Genomic DNA, 18,149 nt, shown 5'->3' on the forward strand with positions numbered 1-18,149 from the left:
GGGATCGGCGAGATGCGCCGTGAGGTGAGGTACGGGCTGATCGGTGGGGCGGTGGCCCTGGTCCTGGGCGGTGTCGGCGGCTACACGCTGCTCGGCGGGTCCGGCGACGGCGATCCGGCCCAGGAGGTCCGCGCGGCCCGGGACGGCAAGCCCGGCGACGGAGCACCCGAGGTGAAGTCCGGGCCGCTGTCCGCCGCGGAAGTCACCGGCACCGCGGGGAAGTTCCTCGACGCCTGGAAGGCGGGCGCCGCCGACCGGGCCGCCGCCCTCACGGACGACGCGAAGGCGGCCGCCGCCGGGCTGGCCGCGTACCCGAAGCAGACCCACTTCACGGACCTGAAGCTCACCCCGGGCAAGGCCTCCGGCGACAAGGTCGCCTACACGGTCGCCGCGCAGATCGCGTACAAGAACCTGAAGGCGCCCGTCTCGTACGGCACCTCACTGACCGTCAAGCGCGACAAGGAGACCGGCGAGCCGCGGGTCGCCTGGGCGCCGAGCATCCTGCACCCGAAGCTGGGCAAGGGCGACGTGCTGCGGACCGGCGAGGCCGAGGCGCCGCCCATCAAGGCCGTGGACCGCAACGGCGCCGAGCTGACCAAGGAGGCGCACCCGGCGCTGGCCGGGGTGCTGGACAGCCTGCGCGACAAGTACGGCAAGAAGACGGACGGCAAGCCCGGCGTGGAGCTGTCCGTCCACCGGGCCGCCGGCGACAAGGCGACACAGAAGCCGGACGAGACACTGAAGGTGCTCTCCAAGGGCACGCCGGGCACCCTGAAGACCACCCTGGACGCCACGGTGCAGGCCGCGGCGGAGAAGGCCGTCAAGGGCAAGCCGAAGGCGTCGGCGGTCGCCCTCAAGCCGAGCACCGGCGAGATCCTGGCCATCGCCAACTCCCCGGAGAAGGGCTTCAACACGGCCACCCAGGGCTCGCTGGCCCCGGGCTCGACGATGAAGGTCGTGACGGCCTCGATGCTCATCGACAAGGGCCTGACGGCGCCGGACAAGCCGCACCCGTGCGAGAAGTTCGTGACGGTCGGCGGCTGGAAGTTCCAGAACCTGAACAAGACCGAGATCAAGAACGGCACCTTCGCGCAGAGTTTCGCCGCGTCCTGCAACAACGCCTTCATCTCCATGGCGCCCAAGCTCGCGGACGACGACCTGACCAAGCAGGCCCGCGACGTCTTCGGCATCGGCCTGAACTGGCAGACCGGCATCCCGACGTTCGACGGCGCGGTGCCGGTGCAGAGCGACGCGCAGATGGCCGCCTCGCTGATCGGGCAGGGCGGGGTACGGATGAACCCGCTGACCGTCGCCTCCGTCGCCGCGACCGTGCAGAACGGCGGCTTCCACCAGCCGTACATCGTCGCGCCCGCGCTGGACGGCCGGGCCCTGGCCAAGGCGCCGCGCGCGATGAAGCCGGACACCGCGTCCGCGCTGAAGTCGCTGATGAAGCTGACCGCCACCTCCGGCACGGCGGCCGAGGCGATGTCCGGGCTCAGCGGTGACATCGGCGCGAAGACCGGCTCGGCCGAGGTCGACGGGCAGGAGAAGCCGAACGCCTGGTTCACCGCCTACCGCGGTGACATCGCGGCCGCCGCCGTCGTCCCGGCCAGCGGGCACGGCGGCTCGAACGCCGGGCCGGTCGTCCGGTCGATCCTGTCGGCGGGCTGAACCCCGCCGCCCGGGGGGGTGATCCCCCGGGGTGATCTCCCCCACCCCTCCCGCGCACCATCGCATGGCCCGTACAGCTACAGCTAGCGTGCGGGCCATGCGCCATTTCCCGTACGGTCACGAAGCCCTCCGCCCACCGGCCTCCGGCGCCGCCCCCGGCTCCCCGGCCGCCCCGTACGCCCGGAGCCGGGCGGCCGACGTGCGCGAGCGCGCCGCATGAGCCCCCTGGTCGTCGCCGCGGTCCTGACCGCCGCCGTCACCCACGCCAGCTGGAACGCGATCGCGCACCACATCGAGGACCAGCTGATCGCCTTCACGCTGGTCGGCGGCGGCGGTGCGGTCTGCGGCGCGGTGCTGGCCTGCTTCGCGCCGCTGCCCGCGCCCGCCGCGTGGCTCCCGCTCGCGGGCTCCACCGTGCTGCACATCGTCTACCAGGTGCTGCTGATGCAGTCCTTCCGGATGGGCGAGTTCGGGCAGATGTACCCCATCGCGCGGGGTACGGCGCCGCTGGCCGTCACGGTCCTGGCCGCCGTCTTCGTCGGTGAGGTGCCCGACGCCTGGGCCCTGGCCGGTGTGGTGCTCGCCTCGGCGGGCCTGGTCGGCCTGGCGCTGTGGGGCATCCGGGGCTCCGGTACGAAGCCGCACTGGCCGGCCATCGTCGCCGCGCTCGCCACCGGGCTGGCCATCGCCTCGTACACGACGGTGGACGGGATCGGCGTCCGCGCCTCCGGCACCGCCCTCGGCTACATCGGCTGGCTGATGGTCCTCGAAGGCGTGGCGATCCCCGTGTACGCGCTGGCCACCCGGCGCCGGCTGCTCCTGGCCCAGCTGCGCCCGGTGGCCGTGCGCGGCGCGGCCGGCGGGGTGCTGTCCGTGTTCGCGTACGGCCTGGTCCTGTGGGCCCAGACGCGGGCCGACCTGGCACCGATCGCCGCGCTCCGCGAGTCCTCGATCATCGTGGGCGCGGCCATCGGCACGCTGTTCTTCAAGGAACGTTTCGGCGCTCCGCGGCTCGCGGCGGCGGGGCTGATGGTCGCGGGGATCGCGCTGATGCTGCGCTAGCGGGACGCTTCCGGGCCGCCGCCGTGCAGCGCCCGGCTCAGGGACGTGTTGGCGATCAGGATGCCGCCGTCCACCGGGAGCGTGACGCCGGTGATCCAGGCGGCGTCGGAGGAGGCCAGGAAGGCCACGGCGGCGGCGATGTCGGCGGGGCGGCCGACGCGGCCCAGGGGGTACTCGGCCGCGGCGCGCTCCAGTGCTTCGGGGCGGTCGCCCCAGTTGGGGGTGTCGACCGTGCCCGGCGCGACCAGGTTGACCCGTACGCCCCGCCCGGCCGCCTCGCCCGCGAGCGTGCGGGTGAGGGAGGCCAGGCCCGCCTTGGCGGCGCTGTAGGCGTGGTTGCCGAAGTCCTGCTCGCCGTTGACCGAGCCGACGCTGACGATCACGCCGCGGCCGCCCGCGGCGGCCAGGTGGGGCAGGGCGGCGCGGGCGCAGCGGACCGCGCCGTTGAGGGTGATGTCCAGGTCGCCGGCCCAGTCCTCGTCCCGCTGGCCGTCGAAGAGCGGGGCGTCGGGGGTGCAGCGGCAGGCGTTGTTGACCAGCACGTCGAGCCCGCCGAAACGCCGTACGGCGTGTGCGACGGCCGCCTCCACGGCGGTGCGGTCCGCGACGTCACAGGCGAGCGCTTCGGCGGTGCCACCGCTGTCACGCACGGGTGCGCTCTCGCGGATGCGGGCGGCCGCCTTCTCGGCGCGGCCCGCGTCCAGGTCGGTGACCAGGACCCGCGCGCCCTCGGCGGCGAGCCGCCGCGCGGTGGCCTCGCCGATGCCCCGGCCGGCGCCGGTGATCAGTACGCTGTAGCCGTCGAATCGCCGCATGCGCCCACCTTGGCGCATATGCCCCGGCGGCAACAGACCGCGTGGGGCACCCGGTCAGTACCGCTTCGGCGCCGGCTTCGGCTTCTCGCCGCGTACGGACGGCTGGTCCGCGTTGACCTCCTCGGCGCTGCGGTCCCGCTCGCTGTCCGGCGGCTTCGGCTTGTCCTGGTCGGGCCCGGCCTCCCGGGGATCCTCCGTCTTGCGCTGCTCGGCCATGCCGACTCCTTGGGATGAGCGGACGTGTCAGGCGTACGGGTGCCCCTCCCGCCCCTTGCGACACGTCCGTACCCCGCGCTCAGCCCTCCAGCGCCGCCCGCAGCCCCCGTACCAGCGCCTGGGCCCGCGGGTCGGCCGTCACGTTCTGCTGCATCCCGTTGGTGACATAGCCGAAGGCCGTACCGGACTCGGGGTCGGCGAAGGCCAGGCAGCCGCCGCGGCCGGGGTGGCCGAAGGAGCCGGGGCCCAGGAGGGGCGCGGCGGGGCCGTGCAGCATGTGGCCGAGGCCGAAGCGGGTGTTGACCACGAGGACGCGGTCGGGGCCCGCGGACTCCTCCGTACGGGCCAGGGTGAGGGTGGCGGGCGCGAAGAGGCGGGGGTGGCCGTCGACGGGGCCGATGAGCGCCGCGTAGCAGCGGGCCAGGGCGCGGGCGGTGGCGATGCCGTTGGAGGCGGGGAGTTCGGCGGCGCGGTAGGCGCCGGCGTTCTCGTCGGGGGCCGGGGTGATGGCGCCGAAGGCGCGCCGGGTGAGGGAGGCGGGGTCGCGGTAGGCGTCGGTGACGCTGCGCTTGGGGCGGACGCGCAGTCCGGCGGCGGCGGGCGGGGCGGGTGCCTCGACGTCGGCCAGGCGGCCGGTGCGGGCGAGCGCGTCGGCGGGGGCGCCGACCCACAGTTCCAGGCCGAGGGGCCCGGATATCTCGTCGGCGATCCAGGTGCCGATGGTGCGGCCGGTGACCCGCCGTACCAGTTCGGCCAGCAGCCAGCTGTAGGTCTGGGCGTGGTAGCCGTGCTCGGTGCCGGGGGTCCAGGCGGGCGCCTGGGCGGCGAGGGCGGCGGGGCCGCTGACGCCGTCGACGGCCTGCTCCGGGGTGAGCGGGGTGTCCAGGACGGGCAGTCCGGCGCGGTGCGAGAGGAGGTGGCGGACCAGGACGCGTTCCTTGCCGGCGGCCTTGAACTCGGGCCAGTACGTGCCGACCGGCGCGTCCAGGTCGAGCAGGCCGCGCTGGTGCAGCAGGAGCGGGACGATCGCGGCGACGCCCTTGGTGGCGGAGCGGACGACCTGGGCGGTGTCCGCCTCCCAGGGGGCTCCGCCGTGCTCGGGGGCGTCGGCGTCCCGGCTGCCGCCCCACAGGTCGACGATCTTGCGCCCGTGCCGGTAGACGGCGACAGCCGCGCCGCGCTCGCCGCGCCGCGCGAAGTTGGCCGCGAAGGCGTCCCGGACCGGCTCGAAGCCGTCCGCGACCGTGCCCTGGACGTCCACCACTGTTTCCCGCTTCCCACTCATCCGTCGCGTTTGTGACCTATCAATGGTGCAACGCGCGGATCAGTGCTGGTGACCAGGGGCGGCGGCGGACGCGGTGGGCGGGGGTGCCGTCAGGGCGCGGGGATCGTCAGGGCGTGGGGATCGTCACAGAGCGCAGATCGAATCCGAAGGGCAGTTCGAGGCGGTGCGCGGCCATCAGCTCCGTGTCGCTCAGCAGGTGCTGGGTGGGCCCGTCGGCGGTGATGACGCCTTCGGAGAGCACGACGGACCGGGGGCACAGTTCGAGCGCGTACGGCAGGTCGTGCGTGACCATCAGCACCGTCACGTCCAACGCCCGCAGGATGTCGGCCAGTTCGCGGCGGGAGGCGGGGTCGAGGTTGGACGAGGGCTCGTCCAGGACGAGGATCTCGGGGCGCATCGCGAGGACGGTGGCGACCGCGACCCGGCGGCGCTGCCCGAAGGAGAGGTGGTGCGGCGGGCGGTCGGCGTGGTCCGCCATGCCGACGCGGCCGAGGGCTTCGGTGACCCGCGCCGCCAGTTCGGCGCCGCGCAGCCCGGCCGCGGCGGGCCCGAAGGCGACGTCCTCGCGGACGGTGGGCATGAACAGCTGGTCGTCGGGGTCCTGGAAGACGATGCCGACGCGGCGGCGGACCTCCGCGAGGTGGCGGCGGACGACGGGCAGCCCGGCGACCGTGACCGTGCCGGCGCCGGGCGTGAGGATGCCGTTCAGGTGCAGGACGAAGGTGGTCTTCCCGGCGCCGTTGGGCCCGAGCAGGGCGACCCGCTCGCCGTGGGCGACGGTCAGGTCGACGCCGTAGAGGGCCTGGTGTCCGTCGGGATAGGCGTAGGCGAGCCCGGCGACCTCCAGGGAGGGCGCGGGGGTTTCCGGGGTCGGGGCGGTGGCGCGGGTGTGCAGCGGGTTGTTCAAAGGGTCCATCCCAGCAGGCATACGGCGAGGGCGGCGGCGGGCAGGGCGGCGGCGCGGGTCCACTGGGCGCCGGTCGCCGCGGCGGCGTCCGGTACGGGCAGGGTGCCCGTGTAGCCGCGGCTGACCATGGCGAGGTGGACGCGTTCGCCGCGTTCGTAGGAGCGGATGAACAGGGCGCCCGCGGTCTTGGCGAGGACGCCCCAGTGGCGTACGCCGCGTGCCTCGAAGCCGCGGGAGAGGCGGGCGACGCGCATCCGCCGCAGTTCGTCGGCGATGACGTCGCCATACCGGATCATGAAGGAGGCGATCTGGACGAGCAGCGGCGGCATCCGCAGCCGTTGCAGGCCGAGCAGCAGGCCGCGCAGGTCGGTGGTGGCGGCCAGCAGGACGGAGGCGGCGACGCCCAGGGTGCCCTTGGCGAGGATGTTCCAGGCGCCCCAGAGTCCGGGCTCGCTCAGCGCCGTCCCCAGGATGTGGACGCGCGGCCCGGTGGCGACGAACGGCATCAGGACGGCGAAGGCCACGAACGGCACCTCGACGAGCAGCCGTTTGAGCAGGAAGGCGGCGGGCACCCGGGCGGCCGCCGCGACGGCGGCGAGCAGCAGCGCGTACAGGGCGAAGGTCCAGACGGCGGTGCGCGGGGTGGCGACGACGGCCAGGACGAAGCAGAGCACCGCCGCGATCTTGCAGTGCGGTGGCAGGGCGTGCACCGGCGAGTGCCCGTGCCGGTAGAGCTTGTGGGCGTGCCCGGCGCTCATGTCAGGCCGATTCCGGGGTGTGCCGCGGGGGCGCCGGGGCGTCTCCGACGGTGGTGCCGGTCCCGGCAGCCGAGCCGGCCTCGGTGGTGGCCTCGGCGGCGGTATCGGTATCGGCGTCACCCCGGGCCGCGCCGCGCCGGCGCCGTACGACGACGAAGACGCCGGTGCCGACGGCGAGCGTCGCGCCCACCCCGATCACCCCGGCGAGCCCGCCGCTGATCCGGGGGTCCGCGATGTCCTTGACGCTGTAGTCGGCCAGCGGCGAGTCCTTCGCGGCGTGCTCCTCGGCCTTGGCGTCGATGCCCTGGTCCTGCGCGACCTTCTCCAGGCCGTCCGGGCTGGTGGAGGCGTAGTAGCTGACGCCGCCCGCGCAGACGAGCGCGACGGCGACACCGGCCAGCCAGACGCGGCGGGCGGAGCGCCGGGCGCCGGCCGGCCGCGGCCCGGCGCCCGGCGCCGCCGACGGCCCGGAACCGGGCTCCCCCGCTCCCGCCACGGGTCCGGCCAAGGGGGAAGTCCGCAGCTGGAGCGGCTTGGCCAGCCCGCGCGCCCCGTACACGAGGTCGGGGCGCACGGCGAGGACCGCACCGACGGTGAGTGCGGTGATGGCGGCCTCGCCGATGCCGATGAGGACGTGCACGCCGGTCATCGCCGCGAAGACGGTGCCGATCGGTACGTGGGTGGTGCCGCCCAGCGCGTACAGGCCGGTGAAGGCGACGGCGGCGGCCGGTACGGAGATCACGGCGGCCACGAAGGCGGCGGCCGTCACCGCGCGGCGGCCGCGCGGCAGCGCCTTGACCAGGCCGCGGAAGATCCCGTACGCGACGACGGTGGTCACCACCGCCATGTCGGTGATGTTGACCCCGAGCGCGGTCAGCCCGCCGTCCGCGAAGAGCACGGCCTGCATGAGCAGGACGACGGAGACGCAGAGCACGCCCGTGTACGGGCCGACGAGGATGGCGGCCAGCGCGCCGCCGAGCAGGTGCCCGCTGGTCCCGGCGGCGACGGGGAAGTTGAGCATCTGGACGGCGAAGATGAAGGCGGCGACCAGACCGGCGAGGGGCGCGGTGCGTTCGGCGCCGAGTCCGGCGTGCGCCTCGGGGCCGCCCAGTTCGCGGCGGGCGCCGCGCAGGCTGACCGCGACGGCGGCAGCGGCGAGGACGCCGGTGGCGGCCGAGACGGGGGCGTCGATGAATCCGTCGGGTACGTGCATGAGGGTCTCCGCTCAGCCGCGCAATCCCTTCATCGTGGCCGTACTGCAAACGGGTCGCAAGAGCGCTCGGGGCGCGAAACGGCAACGGCGCGTCACCCCCACAGCAGCAAAAGGTGGCGAAGCGGGGCATTGGCGCAAAGGCTTGGTCCATGACCACGGCCGCCGCGCAAGCCTCCGCCCCCGAAGCGCGCAGCACTCCGCCCGCGCTCAGCCGCCGCCGTACCAACCTGGTCTTCACCACGATCGTGCTCGGCATGCTGCTGGCCGCCCTGGACCAGACGATCGTGTCCACCGCGCTGCCCACGATCGTGGCGGACCTGGGCGGCGGCGGGCACATGGCGTGGGTGGTGACGGCGTACCTGCTGGCGGAGACCGTGGCGACGGTGCTGGTCGGCAAGTTCGGCGACCTCTTCGGCCGGAAGATCATTTTTCAGGTCAGCGCGGTGGTCTTCGTCGGCGGCTCGATCCTGGCCGGCGCCTCGGCCTCGATGCTGATGCTGGTCGTGGCGCGCGCCGTGCAGGGCGTCGGCGGCGGTGGCCTGATGGTCACCGCGATGGCGCTGATCGCGGACGTCATCCCGCTGCGCGAACGCGGCAAGTACCAGGGCGCGCTGGGCGCCGTCTTCGGGGTGACCACGGTCGTCGGGCCCACGCTGGGCGGCCTGTTCACCGACCATGCCTCCTGGCGCTGGTGCTTCTACGTCAACATCCCCATCGCGATCGTGATGGTCGTGATGGCGGCGCGTACCGTCCCGGTCGTACGGGCCGCGGTGCGCCCGCTGATCGACTACCTCGGCATCGTGCTGGTCGCGATGGGCGCCTCCGGCCTGGTGCTGGGCCTGGAGTGGGGCGGCAACGAGTACGCCTGGGGCTCCCCGGTCATCATCGGTCTGTTCACGGGATCGCTGGTGCTGCTGGCGGGCTTCGTCTTCGTGGAGCTGCGGGCCAGGGAGCCGATGCTCCCGATGCATCTGTTCCGCAACCCGGTCTTCACCGTCTGCTCGGTGCTCAGCTTCATCGTCGGCTTCGCGATGCTCGGCGCGATGACGTACCTGCCGACGTACCTCCAGTTCGTCGACGGGGTCTCGGCGACCATGTCGGGCGTGCGGACGCTGCCGATGGTCGCCGGGCTGCTGGGCACCTCGATGCTCTCCGGCGTCGTCGTCAGCCGCACCGGCCGCTACCGGGTCTTCCCCATCGTCGGTACGGGCGTGATGGCGCTCGGCCTGTACCTGATGTCGACCATGGGCGCGGACACCGGCGTCTGGCTCGAATCGCTGTACATGTTCGTCCTCGGCCTCGGCATCGGCCTGGCGATGCAGGTGCTGACCATCGCCGTGCAGAACACGGTCGACTACCACGAGCTGGGCTCCGCGACCTCCGGCGTGACCTTCTTCCGTACCCTCGGCTCGTCGTTCGGCACGGCCGTCTTCGGCACGCTCTACAGCAACCGCCTCGACCCCAACCTGAAGGCCGCGCTGGCGAAGTCCCCGGGCGTGCCGCCGGAGGCAGCGGCGAGCCCGCAGGCACTGCACCGGCTGCCCGAAGCGCAGGCCAGGCCGGTGATCGACGCGTACGCGGACACCGTCAACCATGTCTTCCAGTGGGTGGTGCCGGTCGCGCTGGCCGGGTTCGTGGTGGCGTGGTTCCTCAAGGAGGTGCCGCTGCGGGACAGCGCGCGGGCGGCCGCCGGCGACCTCGGCGAGGGTTTCGCGGCACCCGACTCCACCGATTCCGACCAGCAGTTGGAGCGTGCGGTGGCGCGGGCGATGCGCAAGGCGGAGGGGCCGGTGAGCCTGGAGGTGCTGGCCGCGTCCGGCAGCCCGCTCACGCCCGGCCAGGCGTGGGCGCTGGGCCAGATCCACTGGCGTACGCGCATCCACGGGGAGACGTCGCTGGCGGCCGTCGCCCAGGCGCACCGGATGCCGGACGAGGTGCTGGAGCCGGTCTTCACGCGGGTGATCGGGTCCGGGTACGCGCGGTACGGCGACGACGGGCGGCTGGAGCCCACCGAGGCGGGCCGCGCCGAGATCGACCGGCTGATCGTCGCCTGGCGCGAGTGGCTGGACGAGCGGCTGGAGGGCTGGACCGCGGAGGACCCCGAGGACCGCGCCCGGCTGGCGCGCGCGCTGGACAACATGGCGGCGCGGCTGCTGGACGAGGACACGTCGCACCGGGAGCGTACGGCGGTCTGAGGTCGGTACGGGGACGGTCTGAGGACCGTACGAGGACGGCCTGAGGACCGTACGGGGGCGGGCACGCGCCAAGGCTGTCCAAGTGCCCAGAGGCGTCCTGGACGAGGCCACGGCCCGAGGTTAGGTTGCCAAGGCAACCATGCAGCCCGCGTGAGGAGCCGCCGACCGTGACAGCAGCCGTTCAGGGCACCTGTGCCCCGGAGTTCGAGAACGTACGGGCCGAGTTCGCGCGCAACTTCGCCGAACGCGGGGAGGTGGGCGCCGCGGTCGCGGTGTACCTGGACGGCGAGAAGGTCGTCGACCTGTGGGGCGGGCACGCGGACGCCGACGGCACCCGCCCGTGGGAGCGCGACACGCTGGTCACCGTGTACTCGACGAGCAAGGGCCTGACCGCCCTGTGCGCCCATCTGCTCGCCGACCGCGGCGAGCTGGACCTGGACGCGCCCGTCGCCCGCTACTGGCCGGAGTTCGCGCAGGCCGGCAAGGGCGAGGTGCCGGTGCGCTGGCTGCTCTCGCACCGCGCGGTCCTCATCGGCCCCCGGGAGCCGCTGACGGCCGAGGACGTGTACGACTGGGAGAAGACCTGCGCCGTACTGGCCGCCACCGAGCCGTGGTGGGAGCCGGGCACCGCGCAGGGCTACCACGCCGTCAGCTTCGGCTTCCTGGTCGGCGAGGTCGTCCGCCGTGTCACCGGGGTCTCGCTCGGCACCTTCCTGCGTACGGAGATCACCGAACCGCTCGGCGCCGACCTGTACATCGGCACGCCGGCCTCGGAGCACGGCCGCTGCGCCCGGTTCATCGGCCCGGACGGCGACGGCGTCCTCAGCAGCGCGTTCCCGGGCATTCCGGACGGGACCGTACGGTCCCTGGACTCCCACCCGTTCGCTCCACTGGCGCTCGCCATGCGCCACATGCCCACGGGGGACGTGAACAGCGCCACGTGCCGCTCGGCCGAGATCCCCGCCGCCAACGGCAACGCCACCGCGCGCGGCCTGGCGGCGGTCTACCGCGCGCTGGCCGACGGCGAACTGGTCGGCCCCGGCACCCTCGCGGCCCTGCGGGAACGGCAGAGCCGCCCCGGCGAACGCGACCTGGTGCTCGGCGCGTTCGCGCCGGAGGACCTGCCGTTCGCCTGGTCCTGCGGCTACATGCTCAACGAGTCCCACTACTTCGGCCCGAACCGTACGGCCTTCGGCCACGGCGGCGCGGGAGGCTCCCTCGCCTTCGCCGACCCGGAGAGCCGGCTGGCGTACGCGTACGTGATGAACAGCTTCGGGGGCGGTACGACGGGCGACGACACCCGCAACCTCGCGCTGGTCGAGGCGGTGTACGCGACGCCGGGGGTGGCGGGGCGCACTTCTTGAGGTACGGGCACGGCCCGGCGACCGGCCCCGTTCCGTACGGGACCCGTCGCCGGGCCGTGTCCTGCGCACCGCGCCCCGTCCCCACGGAGCGGCGCGGACCGGGGCGGACGCGCCGCTCACGCGGCCGCCCCGGGGCTCGTCACGCCCCGGCCGTCACACCTTGGTGAGTTCCGGCTTGTCGGCCGGTTCGGGCGCGAGGTGTTTCTGGAGCTGTTCGCCTTCGACGTCCACGTTGGGCAGGGCGCGCTGGAGCCACTTGGGCAGCCACCACGCCGCGCGCCCGAGGAGCGCGAGGACGGCGGGGACGAGGGCCATGCGGACCACGAACGCGTCGAAGAAGACGGCGACGGCGAGCCCGAAACCGATCATCTTGATCATGGATTCGGAGGAGCCGATGAAGCCCGCGAAGACCGAGATCATGATGACCGCGGCGGCCGTGACCACCCGCGCGCCGTGCCGGAAACCGGTGACGACGGCCTGTCCGGGGCGCTCCCCGTGGACGAACGCCTCCCGCATCCGGGTCACGAGGAAGACCTCGTAGTCCATGGCGAGTCCGAAGACCACGCCCACCATGAAGATCGGCATCATGCTCATGACCGGGCCGGTCTGCTCGACGCCGAACAGGTCCGCCAGCCAGCCCCACTGGAAGACCGCGACCACCGCGCCGAGCGCCGCGACGACCGACAGCAGGAAGCCGAGGGCGGCCTTCAGGGGCACCAGGACGGACCGGAAGACGACCATCAGCAGCAGGAAGGCCAGGCCGACGACCAGCGCCAGGTAGGGCAGCAGCGCGTCGTTGAGCTTCTCGGAGACGTCGATGTTCATCGCGGTGGTGCCGGTGACCAGCGCCCGCGCGTCGGCGTCCCGCGCCGCGTCGCCCGCCTTGCCGCGGATCTCGTGGACCAGGTCCTCGGTCTCGGTGCTGCTCGGCTTGGACTTCGGCACGACGTTCAGCAGCGCCGTGTCGCCCGCCTGGTTGAAGGTGGGCGGGGTGACGGCCGCGACGCCGTCCAGCTTCGCGACGGTCCCGGCGACCCGCGTCGCCGCGGCCTTCGGGTCCTTGCTGCCCTGTCCGTCCACGACCAGCATCAGCGGGCCGTTGAAGCCCGGCCCGAAGCCTTCGGAGAGCAGGTCGTACGCCTTGCGCTGGGTGGTGCTGGTGGGCTGCGCGCCGTCGTCCGGCAGGCCCATCTCCAGCGAACTCGCGGGTACGGCGATGACGCCCAGGCCGACGACACCGGCCAGCAGCACGGCGACCGGACGCCGCAGCACGAAGCGCGCCCAGCGGGTGCCCATGTTGGGCTTGCCGCCCTCGGCCTCCCCGGGGGCGGTGGCGCCCTTGCGGGCCTTGCGGCTCAGTACGCGCTTGCCCGCGAAGCCCAGCAGCGCGGGGATCAGGGTCAGGGCGACGAGGACGGCGATGACGACCGTGCCGGCCGCCGCGATGCCCATCTTGGTGAGCATCGGGATGTTGACCACCGACAGGCCCACCAGGGCGATGACGACGGTCAGCCCGGCGAAGACCACGGCGGACCCGGCGGTGCCGGTCGCGCGCCCGGCCGCCTCTTCCCGCTCCCGGCCCTCGGCCAGTTCGGAGCGGTAGCGGGAGACGATGAACAGCGCGTAGTCGATGCCGACGGCGAGGCCGATCATCATGGCGAGGGTGGACGTCGTACTGGACAGGTCCAGCACGCTGCCGAGCGCGGTGATGGACGAGACGCCGATGCCCACGCCGATCAGCGCGGTCAGCAGCGGCAGGCCGGCGGCTGTCAGCGCGCCGAAGGTGATGACGAGGACGACGGCGGAGATGACGATGCCGATGATCTCGGTCGCGCCGGTCTCCGGCATCGCCTGGAGCGCGTTGCCGCCGATCTCGACGGTCAGCCCGGTGTCCCGGCCGTGCTGAGCCGCTTCCTTGAGCGCGTCACGCGCGTCGTCCTTCAGCTCGAAGCCGGAGACCTTGTAGGTGACCTGCGCGTAGGCGATCTTGCCGTCCTGGGCCACCCCCTTGGCCAGGTACGGGTCGGAGACCGAGGCGACCTGCGGCGAGGAGGACTTCAGCTCGCCGACGACCTTCTCGACGGCCTTCTTCTGCGCCGGCGCGGTGACCTGCTGCCCGTCGGGCGCCTTGAAGACCACGCGCGCGGTGGCGCCGTCCGCCTTGGTGCCGGGGAAGCGTTCGCCCAGCAGGTCGAAGGTCTGCTGCGACTCCGTACCCGGTACGGAGAAGGAGTCGGCGGCGGGCGAGGACGCGGTGGCGGCGCCGACTCCGGCGACGGCCAGCAGCGCCACCCATATGAGGGCGACGAAGCGGCGTCGCCGGAAGGCGAACCGTCCGAGTTTGTAGAGGAATGTAGCCACGAGAAGGGGCGCTCCCGTCGGGAAGAGGGACGTACAAGGGCGTACGGAGCCGGCCCGACGACGAGAGCGGCGCGTCGAGTGCTGCCGTTATGGGGGGGAGTTGGGGACGGACGGCCCGGCAAGGGCCGGGACCGGTCAGACGCCTAGGGCGGGGAGGACCACGGCGTCGACGTATCCGGCGAGGAAGGCGCGGTCCGGCGGCCGGTCCTCGATGAGCTGCTGGGCGGCGAAGGCGCCGACCAGCATGTGCGGTACGTAGGCGAGCGCGGGGCGGCCGGCGGGGATCTCGCCGCGCTCGACGGCGCGGGCGAGCATCGCGTCCATCCCGGAGATGTCCGGGTTGACGAACAGGTCGCGCAGCGCCTGCTGGAGGTCGGGGTTGTCGTGTGCGGCCCGCATGAGGCCCCGCAGCAGCGCGGAGTCGCGTTCCATCTCGCAGTCGTCGCCGCGGGAGACCATGGCGTGCAGGTCGCCGCGGATGCTGCCGGTGTCGATGTCGGCGAGGTGGACGGGCTTGTGGTGGTGGAGCGCCTTGGCCACCAGCTCCGGCTTGCCCTGCCACTGGCGGTAGAGGGTGGCCTTGCTGGCGTGGGTGCGGGCGGCGACGGCGTCCATGGTCAGGGCGTCGTAACCGACCTCGCGGAGCAGGTCGAGCACGGCCGCGTAGAGCTCCGCCTCGCGCTCGGGGGTCAGCCGGCTGCGGCCCATGGCGGACACCTCCTCCTGACTCATGTGAACGAAACGGTTTCGTACAGCTTCGTACGGCTCGACCGTACCCCCGGCTCCAGCGAAACGGAAACGTTTCGATGGTGGTGTGCGTCACGGCACCACGCGCCCGGCCGAGTTGCCACGGTCCGCACTCGCCGAAAGCATGGGGGCGTGAGTGACGGCGCGTATCTCCGGTTCCCGCATCTCCACGGCGAGATGCTGTGTTTCGCCGCCGAGGACGACCTCTGGGTGGCACCGCTGACGGCCGAGGGCGGCGGTACGCCACGGGCCTGGCGGCTGACGGTGGACCGCACCCGGATCAGCCACCCGCGGATCTCCCCGGACGGCGGACACATCGCCTTCACCACCTGGCGCAGCCTCGACCCGGAGATCCACCTCGCCCCGGTGGAGGGCGGCCCGGCCCGCCGCCTCACCTATTGGGGGAGCACCGACGCCCGGGTCTGCGGCTGGACCCCGGACGGCCAGATCCTGGCCGTCTCCTCGCACGGCCAGCCCTTCTCGTACTACTCCTGGGCCTACAGCGTCCCCACCGACGGCAGCCCCGGCGGCCGGCTGCCCTGGGGCCCGGTCTCGGACATCGCGGTCGCCGACTTCGCCGCGGACGGGCACCGGCTGGCGGGCGACGGCCATCCGTACGGGCACGTCGGCGACGGGGAGGGCGGCGACGGACACGGCTCCCGGGGCGGCCACGACGACTCGGTGGACCGCAAGACGCTGCTGCTCACCGGCAAGCCGCCGCACGAGCCCGCCTCCTGGAAGCGCTACCGCGGCGGCGCGATGGGGCGGCTGTGGCTGCACGGCACCCGGCTCGTGCCGGACCTGCGCGGCCACCTGGACGCGGTGATGTTCGTCGGCGACCGGATCGCGTTCCTCTCCGACCACGAGGGGATCGCCAATGTCTACTCCTGCAAGCCGGACAGCACGGACCTGCGGCGGCACACCGACCACGCCGACTTCTACGCCCGGCACGCCGCCACCGACGGGCAACGCATCGTCTACCAGTGCGGCGGCGACCTGTGGCTGGTCGACGACCTGAGCCCGAGCGGCCGGCCCCGCCGCCTCCAGGTGCGCCTGGGCGGCCCGCGCGCCGGACGCCGCACGTACCAGATCCCGGCCGGCTCGCACATCACGTCCCTCGCCGTGGACACCACCGGGCGGGCCAGCGCCGTCGGCGTCCGCGGCAGCCTGTACTGGCTCACCCATCGCGACGGCCCGGCCCGCACCATCCACGACGAGCCGGGAGTACGCGTCCGGCTGCCCGAGATGCTCGGCTCCACCGGACGGATCGCCTACATCACCTCCGCCGAGGGCGACGACGCCATCGAGATCGCCGACCTGCCCAAGGCCGGCATCCCGCGCGACCCGCACCGCCTGGCGGCCGGCCGGCTCGGCCGGGTGCACGAACTGGTCGCCGCGCCGGACGGCGAACGACTGGCGGTGGCGGCGCACGACGGGCGGCTGCTGCTCGTCGACGTCTCGGCCGACGGCGACGGCGAGGGCCGGGTCACCGAGCTGATCAGGTCCGGCAACGGACCCGTACGGGACCTGGCCTTCTCCCCCGACTCGGGCTGGCTGACCTGGTCCCACCCCGGCATCGGCCGCACGCTGCGGCAGATCAAGATGGCCCGGCTCACCGGTACCGGCGCGGGGGACGGCGAGGAGGCCGCCCGCACCGTCGTGGACGTCACCAACGGCCGCTTCGAGGACGAGCAGCCGGTCTTCACCCGCGACGGCCGCTACCTCGCGTTCCTGTCCTGGCGCGGCTTCGACCCGGTCTACGACGTGCACACCGGCGACCTGTCCTTCCCGCTCGGCTGCCGCCCCTACCTCGTACCACTGTCCTCCGCCACGCCCTCCCCCTTCCAGCTCTCCGCCGACGGGCGGCCCGCGGCGGGCGGCCTGGACCCGGCACAGGCCCCGGTGACGGCCGAGGGCACGGCGCTGGTGGAGGTGGAGGGGCTGGCCAGCCGGGTGACGCCGTTCCCGGTGTCGGCGTCGAAGTACTCGGCGCTGCGCCCGGTCGCGGGCGGCGGGCTGGTCTGGCTGCGCTGGCCGATCTCCGGCGCGCTCGGCGAGACCTTCGCCAATCCCGACAACACCTCGGGCCAGCCCACGCTGGAACACTTCGACCTGGTCAAGGCCAAGCGCACCGAACTGACCGGCGCCATCGACGCGTACGCGCTCAGCGGCGACGGCACCCGGCTGGTCGTCAACGACGAGGGCGACCTGCGGGCGGTGCCCGCGACCGAGCCGCCGGACGCCGACTCGACCGTCCACCTGGACCCGCGGCGCATCCTGCACGACGTGGACCCGCCCGCCGAGTGGCGCCAGGCGTACGACGAGGCGGGCCGGATCATCCGCGCGTACTTCTGGGACCCCGGGCTGTGCGGTGTCGACTGGGAGGCGGTGCTGGAGCAGTACCGGCCGCTGGTCGAACGGGTCGCCTCGCCCGACGAGTTCGCCGACCTGATGCGCGAGGTGCTGGGCGAGCTGGGCACCTCGCACGCGTACGTGACGGCCGGCAAGCGCAACGAGGGACCGCCGCACTACCAGCGCGCGATCGGCCTGCTCGGCGCCAACTTCGTCTTCAAGGACGGCTACTGGGTGGTGCGGCGCATCCTGCCCGGCGACTCCTCCGACTCCCGGGCCCGCTCGCCGCTGGCCGGTACGGGCATCCGCGAGGGCGCCGCGCTCACGCACGTGGACGGCCGCCGGGTCGATCCGGCGGCCGGGCCCGCCCCGCTGCTGTCCGCGGCCGGCGGCACCACCGTCGAGCTGACCTTCGCGCCCGAGGGCGGCGGCCCGTCGCGGCGGGTCGCGGTGGTCCCGCTGGTCGACGAGCGGCCGCTGCGCTACCAGGACTGGGTGGCCAAGCGCCGCGAGGTGGTGCGCGAGCTGAGCGACGGCCGGTGCGGCTATCTGCACATCCCCGACATGGGCGGCTCCGGCTGGGCGCAGTTCAACCGCGACCTGCGCATGGAGGTCTCGCGGCCCGCGCTGATCGTGGACGTACGGGGCAACGCGGGCGGCAACATCTCCGAGCTGGTCGTCGAGAAGCTGACCCGCACCATCGTCGGCTGGGACCTGACCCGCGACGCCCGGCCGGTCAGCTACGCCAGCAACGCGCCGCGCGGCCCGGTCGTCGCCGTCGCCGACGAGATGACCTCCTCCGACGGCGACATGATCACCGCCGCGTTCAAGCTCCAGGGCATCGGCCCGGTCGTGGGTCTGCGCACCTGGGGCGGCGTGGTCGGGATGACCGGGCGGCACCGGCTGGGCGACGGTACGTACATCACGGTGCCGATGAACGCCGCCTGGTTCGAGGCGTACGGCTGGGGCGTGGAGAATCACGGCGTGGAGCCGGACATCGAGGCGCCGCGCTCCCCGCTGGACTGGGCCGAGGGCCGTCACCCGCAGCTCGGCGTCGCCGTCCGTACCGCGCTGGACCTCCTGGAACGCCACCCCGCCGCGACGCCGCCCGACCTGTCCGGCGTACCGGACCGGCGGCGCCCCCAACTGCCGCCCCGCAGCGGCTGAGCAAGGCCCCCGCACACCCTCCGCACGACAGGAGCA

The 18,149-nt window shown here is 73.6% G+C and carries 13 protein-coding genes; 5 read left to right on the forward strand and 8 right to left on the reverse strand.

Translation table 11 applies throughout. The annotated features are described in order from the left end of the window. The first annotated feature begins 12 nt into the window (after positions 1–12). Together JXZ78_RS14725 and JXZ78_RS14730 are read left to right on the forward strand one after the other, a co-directional pair. A complete protein-coding gene (locus tag JXZ78_RS14725; RefSeq protein WP_030017161.1) occupies positions 13–1,671 on the forward strand; it encodes a penicillin-binding transpeptidase domain-containing protein in 1,659 nt (552 codons plus the stop codon). A gap of 216 nt (positions 1,672–1,887) precedes the next feature. After that, complete coding sequence (locus JXZ78_RS14730; RefSeq protein WP_030017160.1) at positions 1,888–2,733, forward strand: EamA family transporter; 846 nt, start codon at positions 1,888–1,890, stop codon at positions 2,731–2,733. Here JXZ78_RS14730 and JXZ78_RS14735 read toward each other — a convergent pair. The 6 genes from JXZ78_RS14735 to JXZ78_RS14760 all read right to left on the reverse strand — a co-directional run bounded on the left by JXZ78_RS14735 (position 2,730) and on the right by JXZ78_RS14760 (position 7,927). Then, complete coding sequence (locus JXZ78_RS14735; RefSeq protein ID WP_030017159.1) at positions 2,730–3,548, reverse strand: SDR family NAD(P)-dependent oxidoreductase; 819 nt, start codon at positions 3,546–3,548, stop codon at positions 2,730–2,732. The genes JXZ78_RS14730 and JXZ78_RS14735 overlap by 4 nt on opposite strands. A 54-nt stretch (positions 3,549–3,602) precedes the next feature. Beyond that, positions 3,603–3,764, reverse strand: a complete 162-nt coding sequence (locus tag JXZ78_RS14740; protein ID WP_157851440.1) for a hypothetical protein — start codon at positions 3,762–3,764, stop codon at positions 3,603–3,605. Positions 3,765–3,843: 79 nt separating this feature from the next. Then, positions 3,844–5,049, reverse strand: coding sequence for a serine hydrolase domain-containing protein (locus JXZ78_RS14745; protein ID WP_033036954.1), 1,206 nt, complete (start codon positions 5,047–5,049; stop codon positions 3,844–3,846). A gap of 106 nt (positions 5,050–5,155) precedes the next feature. Then, the gene (locus tag JXZ78_RS14750; protein ID WP_050501963.1) at positions 5,156–5,965 is read right to left on the reverse strand and encodes an energy-coupling factor ABC transporter ATP-binding protein; all 810 of its coding nucleotides are present in this window, start codon (positions 5,963–5,965) and stop codon (positions 5,156–5,158) included. Then, positions 5,953–6,714: a cobalt ECF transporter T component CbiQ gene (gene cbiQ / locus JXZ78_RS14755; RefSeq protein ID WP_030017155.1), complete on the reverse strand. Its 762-nt coding sequence runs from the start codon at positions 6,712–6,714 to the stop codon at positions 5,953–5,955. The genes JXZ78_RS14750 and cbiQ overlap by 13 nt, the downstream gene beginning before the upstream one ends. 1 nt (position 6,715) lies before the next feature. Continuing rightward, positions 6,716–7,927 (reverse strand): energy-coupling factor ABC transporter permease, encoded by a 1,212-nt coding sequence (locus tag JXZ78_RS14760; RefSeq protein WP_078623895.1) that lies wholly within the window; start codon positions 7,925–7,927, stop codon positions 6,716–6,718. Positions 7,928–8,076: 149 nt separating this feature from the next. Here JXZ78_RS14760 and JXZ78_RS14765 point away from each other — a divergent pair, with 149 nt between their 5' ends. Beyond that, positions 8,077–10,122, forward strand: coding sequence for a DHA2 family efflux MFS transporter permease subunit (locus JXZ78_RS14765; RefSeq protein WP_030017153.1), 2,046 nt, complete (start codon positions 8,077–8,079; stop codon positions 10,120–10,122). A 167-nt stretch (positions 10,123–10,289) separates the two neighbouring features. Further along, a complete protein-coding gene (locus JXZ78_RS14770; protein WP_030017152.1) occupies positions 10,290–11,486 on the forward strand; it encodes a serine hydrolase domain-containing protein in 1,197 nt (398 codons plus the stop codon). Between the two features lie 153 nt (positions 11,487–11,639). Here JXZ78_RS14770 and JXZ78_RS14775 read toward each other — a convergent pair whose 3' ends face one another. Together JXZ78_RS14775 and JXZ78_RS14780 are read right to left on the reverse strand one after the other, a co-directional pair. Continuing rightward, positions 11,640–13,847 (reverse strand): MMPL family transporter, encoded by a 2,208-nt coding sequence (locus JXZ78_RS14775; RefSeq protein WP_030017151.1) that lies wholly within the window; start codon positions 13,845–13,847, stop codon positions 11,640–11,642. A 135-nt stretch (positions 13,848–13,982) separates the two neighbouring features. After that, on the reverse strand, positions 13,983–14,555 hold the full coding sequence (locus JXZ78_RS14780; protein ID WP_030017150.1) for a TetR/AcrR family transcriptional regulator: 573 nt from the start codon (positions 14,553–14,555) through the stop codon (positions 13,983–13,985). 171 nt (positions 14,556–14,726) lie between these two features. Between JXZ78_RS14780 and JXZ78_RS14785 the strand changes: the two genes are divergently transcribed. After that, a complete protein-coding gene (locus JXZ78_RS14785) occupies positions 14,727–18,113 on the forward strand; it encodes a S41 family peptidase (RefSeq protein WP_030017149.1) in 3,387 nt (1,128 codons plus the stop codon). The last annotated feature ends 36 nt before the right edge of the window (positions 18,114–18,149 follow it).

Source organism: Streptomyces monomycini, assembly GCF_022271435.1.
Lineage (GTDB): Bacteria > Actinomycetota > Actinomycetes > Streptomycetales > Streptomycetaceae > Streptomyces > Streptomyces monomycini.